The sequence below is a fragment of the Arenibacter catalasegens genome, from assembly GCF_002909235.1.
Classification (GTDB): Bacteria; Bacteroidota; Bacteroidia; order Flavobacteriales; family Flavobacteriaceae; genus Arenibacter; species Arenibacter catalasegens.
Genome location: NZ_PHQQ01000041.1, coordinates 23,491 through 30,627, shown reverse-complemented (window position 1 = coordinate 30,627; position 7,137 = coordinate 23,491). Strand labels below are relative to the sequence as shown.

Annotated in this window: 5 protein-coding genes; 1 reads left to right on the top strand and 4 read right to left on the bottom strand. The window is 42.6% G+C overall.

Annotation, left to right across the window (positions count from 1 at the left end; all coding sequences use genetic code 11):
• Positions 1 to 1,055: 1,055 nt before the first annotated feature.
• From CWD90_RS21805 to CWD90_RS21790, 4 genes are read right to left on the bottom strand one after another with little or no spacing between them, the layout of a single operon-like run.
• A complete protein-coding gene (locus tag CWD90_RS21805) occupies positions 1,056 to 1,949 on the bottom strand; it encodes a sugar phosphate isomerase/epimerase family protein (protein WP_103478175.1) in 894 nt (297 codons plus the stop codon).
• A 26-nt stretch (positions 1,950 to 1,975) separates the two neighbouring features.
• Entirely contained in the window at positions 1,976 to 2,776 is an 801-nt protein-coding gene (locus tag CWD90_RS21800) for an SDR family NAD(P)-dependent oxidoreductase (RefSeq protein WP_103478174.1), read from the bottom strand.
• Between the two features lie 5 nt (positions 2,777 to 2,781).
• Positions 2,782 to 3,807, bottom strand: coding sequence for a zinc-binding dehydrogenase (locus CWD90_RS21795; RefSeq protein WP_103478173.1), 1,026 nt, complete (start codon positions 3,805 to 3,807; stop codon positions 2,782 to 2,784).
• Positions 3,808 to 3,843: 36 nt separating this feature from the next.
• Positions 3,844 to 4,542 carry an orotidine 5'-phosphate decarboxylase / HUMPS family protein gene (locus tag CWD90_RS21790; protein WP_103478172.1) on the bottom strand — a complete coding sequence of 233 codons (699 nt, stop codon included), beginning with the start codon at positions 4,540 to 4,542 and terminating at the stop codon, positions 3,844 to 3,846.
• A 359-nt stretch (positions 4,543 to 4,901) separates the two neighbouring features.
• Here CWD90_RS21790 and CWD90_RS21785 point away from each other — a divergent pair, with 359 nt between their 5' ends.
• Positions 4,902 to 6,959 carry a TonB-dependent receptor plug domain-containing protein gene (locus CWD90_RS21785; RefSeq protein WP_103478171.1) on the top strand — a complete coding sequence of 686 codons (2,058 nt, stop codon included), beginning with the start codon at positions 4,902 to 4,904 and terminating at the stop codon, positions 6,957 to 6,959.
• Positions 6,960 to 7,137 lie beyond the last annotated feature (178 nt).

Sequence of the window (7,137 nt, the reverse complement as noted above, 5' to 3'; positions counted from 1 at the left end):
AGAATGAGCCCCGAAAAGTTCATGGACCAATTTCCTTTGTTGAGGCCTCAACAAAGGAAATTGATGACTATTTTTGACAATCAATCAATTAATTAAATCGGTCAACTCTAATCAGGGATGTTCATGAACAGTTGCTGAAACAATTTACAGTGAACAATTAGCAATAAACAATTTAAGGTTCAAGGTCCAATGTTCAAGGTCTTTACGGAGATTGAGCGTAGTCGAAATCGAAGTAATCAGTGGGCAGTAGTCAGTGGGCGGTTTTCAGTGAACAGTCCTCAGTGGCTCAAACAATTTACAGTGAACAATTAGCAATAAACAATTTAAGGTTCAAGGTCTTTACGGAGATTGAGCGTAGTCGAAATCGAAGTAATCAGTGAACAGTTGCTGAAACAATTTACAGTGAACAATTAGCAATAAACAATTTAAGGTTCAAGGTCCAATGTTCAAGGTCTTTACGGAGATTGAGCGTAGTCGAAATCGAAGTAATCAGTGAACAGTTTTCAGTGGGCAGTAGTCAGTGAACAGTTGCTGAAACAATTTACAGTGAACAATTAGCAATAAACAATTTAAGGTTCAAGGTCCAATGTTCAAGGTCTTTACGGAGATTGAGCGTAGTCGAAATCGAAGTAATCAGTGGGCAGTAGTCAGTGGGCGGTTTTCAGTGAACAGTCCTCAGTGGCTCAAACAATTTACAGTGAACAATTAGCAATAAACAATGTTAACGGCAAAAAGTCCTCCCCTAACCCCTCCCAAGGAGGGGGATAAACCTTGCATGAAAATATAATTGGTGCCAGTCCAATTCCCTCCCCCTGCCCCGCCTTTTGGCGGGGGTTAGGGTGGGGTCCCAGGAGGGAGTTTAATTGTTGCATAAAAATTCATTAATTAGTATCGTCCATATTCCCTCCTGGAGAGAGAGCTTGTGTCGATTTTTAGTGGGGTTAAAAGAGGGTCACACTCCATATCCTTATCTCAAGTCCCGAAACCAAAAAGTCACCAACAGACTTTTGCAAATCATATTGGTGACTTTTAACTTTAAAGGCTATGGCTATTCTCTATTTAAAATCGGGCCAATATTCTTTTACTTTCTTTCTTAAAAAGGCTACGCTGCGTTCCAATTGATCCATACCGTCTACACCGTCTTCAATACTGATCCAGCCATCGAAACCAACTCTTTTCAATTCCTTAAAAATGGCATCATAATCATTCAGGCCCTTTCCTATTTCCCCATGGCTAAGTCTTTTAGCATACCCCATGGCACCGCCTTCTTCTTTACGCAAATCTTCGATAGTACCTTCCTTAAGGTAGCGGTCACTAGCGTGCATGGTCACTACACGATCGGACACACGATATAATAACTCCAAAGGGTCCTCCCCTGCCAAAAAGGTATTGCTGGGGTCGTAATTAACACCAAAGTTGGGATGGTGGATTCGATCAACCAATTGGCAGAATATGTCCATTTGTTGTGCAAACTCTGGATACTCCCAAAAATCGTCCTTATAGTGGTTTTCCAAAATTAAGGTAACACCCAATTTTTCCGCATGTGGCAGACATTCTTTAATACATTCGGCAGCAAAGCTAATACCTTCCTCCATAGTTAACTCAGGTCGGCGCTGTCCTGACAATACCCTACAATAGGAACCTCCTAAAGCGTGGGTCATTTCTATCCACCCTATTTGTTTTTTTATTTCATTTTCACGAAAATCGGCATCGGGATGGGTAAAATCCGGAGAACAACAAAGCATGGGAATTACTTTTCCATGACGTTCTACCTGCTCTCTAAAAATGGGCCAGTTGGCTTTATCGCTCATTTCTAAAAATCCGGCGTACCATTCCAATCCGTCAACCTGAAGTTCAACGGCCAGGTCTATCCATTCAGAAACCTTCATGGTTCCATCCTTACAAAGTTCGTGCATAAATGCTTTGGGAAATACTGCTAATTGTGGCAAATCTTTATTCTTTTAATGTTATTAAATTATTTCTTTTTATGGGAACCTTCCCAGTTCTTGGGGAGGTTTCGACCTATCATAGGAAACTGTTCCAAGTCCATAACTTGGGAGCTAACAGGCCCACATTCATCGGAGAGCCAATATAAACAAGCCGCCGCTATTTCTTCGGGTGAAAAAATTCTCTGGGCGGGTGCAAAAATATCTGGTATGTCCTTATACCAATCCGCTTTCATCCCCTGTTCTTTCTTGTTCAAAATTTCTTTTTCCGTGAGTACCCAACCTGGGTTGATCTGATTAACACGTACCCCATTTTCACGAAACAGACTGTCGCCAAGATTCCTTGTCAAGGTCATCAATGCGCCTTTGGACATGCTATAGGCAAGTAGATCCGGTTCTCCGCCCCAAGCATTGATAGACCCAATATTGAGTACACAACCACGAACCGAGGACAAATGAGGTAATGCAGCCTGAATGATCATGAGAGGGGCAATGGAATTAACGGCCAACATTCTCTTAATAAAGGATACTTCGGTACTCTCTATATTGGAAGACGCTATATATGCTGCGTTATTTACTACGGCATTCAAGGCCCCAAATTTGGTCAAGGCTGCTTTTACCAATAATTGCGGAGCACTATCTTCCGTAATATCCATGGTAATGTGAGCTGAACTATCCGCTCCCAATTCCTTGACTAGAGCCAAGCCTAGCTCCTCTTCCAATCCGTTGACCACCACTCTGGCCCCTTCTTGAACACAACGGGTAGCTATAGCCTTGCCTATGCCGGTATATCCACCCGTTATTAATACGACTTTATCTTTTAATCGCATCCGTTTTAATTTGGTTTCAAAACACTTTTCACGACCTTACCGGAATGCATTTGATCAAATGCCTCGTGCCAATCCTTCAATTCCCAAACCCCGCCAATAATAGGCTTTACATCTAGGGTTCCGGAAGCCAAAAGGGAAAGTACTTTTTCCCAAATCGGATAATTATGGCTAAAACTACCTTGAAGGGTAACATTCTTTTGCACTAAGGGATCCAAGGAGAAGTTTAGAGGTTGTGGCCCCCACCCTACCTTGGTAATATGTCCATTGGGACGTACCAGTTCCAAGGCTATTTTTAAAGTAGCACTGGCCCCTGCTGCATCTATAATACAGTCCGCTCCCAAACCATCTTGTTTATTGGCCCAAGCGCTTGCGTCCCCTACAATGCCCTCACAACCATATTGCTCGGCAATGTTCAATCTATCCCTGTCCGCTTCCAATCCAACAATGGCCACTTCGGCACCACATAAACGCGCCATTGCTGCACAAAGGATTCCGATGGTTCCTGGGCCCAAAACTATGACCCTATCCCCTGGTTTAATTTTAGAGTTCATTACAACGGCACTATATGCTACCGAACAGGGCTCTGTTAAACAGGCTTGTTCAAACGGCAGGTGATCAGGTACATTATGCAGACATCTAGCAGGTACCTTAACAAAACGCGTCATGGCACCATTTACGCCATATCCAAATCCCTTTCTTGTAGGATCAAGGTTGTATAAGCCTTGTCTAGTAAGTGGACTGTTGGGATCTATCACAGCAGCAGTTTCACTAACTACCCTGTCGCCTTCCTTCCATCCGGTAACTCTATTTCCTAATTCTACAATATGCCCTCCAAACTCGTGTCCAAGTACTACTGGATAATTTACATGCCAACTATGGTCGGCCGTCCATTGATGTAGATCACTACCACATACTCCAACGTTGGCCACTTCCAAAAGCACATCATCCTCTCCAATGGTTGGTTTTTCTATTTCCCTAATTTCTACACTTCCCTGCTTGGAAGAAAAATTTACTACTCCTATTGAACTCATTTATTTAACTCTTTTATATTTTGTAATCAGTGTTTATTAACGTGTTACTTCCCCGTAGGCATGTATTTTTGCACATATAAGTCGCAAAGAACTTTCCAGGTCACCATCGGCCGTCTTAAAGGAATCGGCATCTATGGTGAGTGGTGCTCCCAAAACAACCATGGGCGCGCCATATTCAGGACAGCGTATGGCTTGTTCCAAAGTAAGTCCCCCAACAGCCTGTACCGGTACCTTAACGGCATTGACCACCTCACGAAGTTGATCCATAGGGCTTGGCATTTTTAAGCCTTGGGCAGCAATTCCACGACGTTCGTCATAACCAATATGGTGAATAATATAGTCACATCCAAGGTCTTCCAGCCATTTGGCTCCTTCAACCATATCCGGACATCCTAAATTATCACCCATTACCTTCACCCCATAATCCTTCCCTGCTTGTACAACCACCTTGATCGTTTCGGCATGGGCCCTGGCCATTACTACCACATGGGTAGCACCTGCCTTGGCCATCATTTCGGCTTCCAAATATCCTCCGTCCATTGTTTTAAGATCTGCTACTATAGGTATATTGGGAAAAGCTTCGCGCAATTTGCGAACTCCGTGCAATCCTTCTGCCAAAATAAGTGGTGTCCCAGCTTCCAACCAATCTACACCTGCGCGTAAAGCCATGGCGGCCGTTTCTAAAGCTTCGTCAATATTGGTAAGGTCTAGGGAAATTTGTACGATTGGTTTCATAAATTTTAATTGATTTTGTTGTATTCTTTAATTCACTGTAAGCCTTTGTCCATTTAAAAACCCAATAAAAGCATTGATTTTTTGGGCTTTTCCGACAATCCAAAGATAAAGGATCACAATACATAAAATTTATCAATTATAAATCCAATATTACCCTTTTCAGGTTTCTCAGCACTTGGATTGCTTTTATCAATACGAAACATACCCACTTCTTATCAATCCTAATTATTGACTTTTTTATTCTAGGAAGAACTATTATTATTGCAAATGAATTTTAATTAATACCGATTTAATTTCAATCCATCGATCAAAATAACTTTAGGCATACGATTCCTAAAACTTAATTACTTACCCATAAAATGACATTTTCCATTAAACCACCGTCAACATATCTATTCGCCATACTCTTTTGTTTTACCACTGTATTTTTGTTTGGTCAGGACAATTCTTTTTCTGCTCAGGATTCCGTGAATACAAATGCCTTGGATGAGGTAGTGATTACCGCAAACAGGTTCGAAACCTTGCAGAATAAAACTCCTGAAGCCATAGAAGTAGTGCATAACAAAGCCATTCAAAGATTTCAATTGCGTACAGCTCCCGAAGCGCTTTTGCTATCTCCAGGAGTTTTTGTGCAAAAGACCAACCACGGTGGTGGATCTCCGTTTGTAAGAGGGTTAACAGGGAACCAGACCTTATTATTATATGATGGTATCAGGCTCAATAATGCAACAGTAAGATCAGGGCCAAATCAATATTTTAATACCATCGATGTTTTTAGCATTGGCAAAATGGAAGTTTTAAGGGGCAGTGGTTCTGTACAATATGGTTCCGATGCTATTGGAGGAACTATCCAGGCCCTGAGTCCAGAGTTGGAAATAACCCAAAAACCAATATGGGGTACAGACGTTATGACACGATTTGTTACCCAAGGCATGGAACAGACGGTCAATACAGCCATAAAGTATAGTAACAAACGAGTGGCCTTTAGGGCCAATGCTACCTGGCGAAATTTCGGGGACCTTATTGGTGGCGATACCACAGGACTCCAAAGTCCAACGGGGTATCGCGAATTGGACTTCGACCTAAAAGGCAAAATACTTCTTACAGACCGATCCCATCTTACTGCAGTATACCAACGAGTGCATCAAAGAGATGTGCCCGTATACCACAAGGTAGCGTTGGAGGATTATGCCATTAACAAGATGGATCCCCAAAAACGGCAATTGGCCTATGCCCGATTCCAACAAGACCTGATGAACAGTATCTTTAAATCTGCAGTGGTCACCGCCTCCTTTCAGCAAAATGAGGAAGGCAGGATATTACAAAAAAATGGAGCTACCCTTGTACGTACCGAAAACGATAGGGTCCGTACCTTTGGTTTTTCCGCCGAAACAAGGACAAGTGCTGGAAAAATATGGTCGGCAAATAGTGGTGTAGAGATGTATAACGACCAAGTAAACAGTAGTCGCACCGATAAAGAACTATCCACCAATACCCAAACGGCTAAACGTGGATTATATCCGGATGGGGCCACCATGACCAGCATTGCCGCTTTCAGCATGCATACCCTAAGTTTAGGGCAATGGGAAATTACTGCTGGGTCCCGATTCAATACCTTTATCAACAAAGTGACCGATTCGGCTTTGGGCACCACAAAACTGACTCCATCAGCCTTGGTCGGTAATTTTGCCGTTCAACGAAGTATAAACCAATCTTCCAACGTCTTTGCCTCTATCAACACAGGCTTTAGGGCTCCAAACATTAATGATTTAGGTTCCTTGGGCATTGTTGATTTCCGGTATGAAACACCCAATTTCGACCTCAACCCAGAGCATTCCCTGCAATATCAAATGGGCTATAAATTTCGCAATCGCCTCCTAAAAGCTGAAGTATTCCTTTATCGCAATGAACTGTACGACCTAATTGTACGCAATAGAATTGAGGGCGATAGCATTGAAGGTTATCCCGTTTATCAAAAGAAAAATGTAGATCGCGGATTTGTCCAAGGTGCGGAAATGGCTTGGGATTTAACCTTGAAACCCAACTGGAAATTTTCGGGGAACATGACCTATACCTATGGCCAGAACAAAACAAGTGACGAACCGGCCCGACGCATCCCGCCCCTTTTTGGTCGATTGGCCACTGAATATGGGGTAAAGAACTGGACTTTTAATGCAGATTGGCTAATTGCTGGCAAGCAAGACCGATTGGCTTCTGGGGATATAGACGATAACAGGATTCCACTTGGGGGCACTCCAGGCTGGAACGTTCTTAATTTACATACCAGTTACACTATGAATTTTGTAACGGTCGATCTTGGCCTGCAGAATATTTTCAATGAAGACTATAGGTACCATGGCTCTGGCGTAAATGGTTATGGAAGGTCTGGAGTGATTTCGGTTTTTGCGAGCTTGTAGCTCTGGTGTACAAGGTTAGGTTGTAATCAATAGTTAACATCTTGAGCAAGATTGCTTCTCCATACCGTCTACTTCTCGATACTATTTTATTACGCTGCGCTACACAAAATCACTCGAAATGACGGGCTACCCCGATTTTTAACCAGAGTATTAGGGGGTTGACTTTTGGTGAGATTCG

Coding starts and splice junctions, on each gene's coding strand:
- CWD90_RS21795 (WP_103478173.1), bottom strand. CDS start 3,807: ATGAGTTCAATAGGAGTAGTAAATTTTTCTTCCAAGCAGGGAAGTGTA.
- CWD90_RS21800 (WP_103478174.1), bottom strand. CDS start 2,776: ATGCGATTAAAAGATAAAGTCGTATTAATAACGGGTGGATATACCGGC.
- CWD90_RS21785 (WP_103478171.1), top strand. CDS start 4,902: ATGACATTTTCCATTAAACCACCGTCAACATATCTATTCGCCATACTC.
- CWD90_RS21790 (WP_103478172.1), bottom strand. CDS start 4,542: ATGAAACCAATCGTACAAATTTCCCTAGACCTTACCAATATTGACGAA.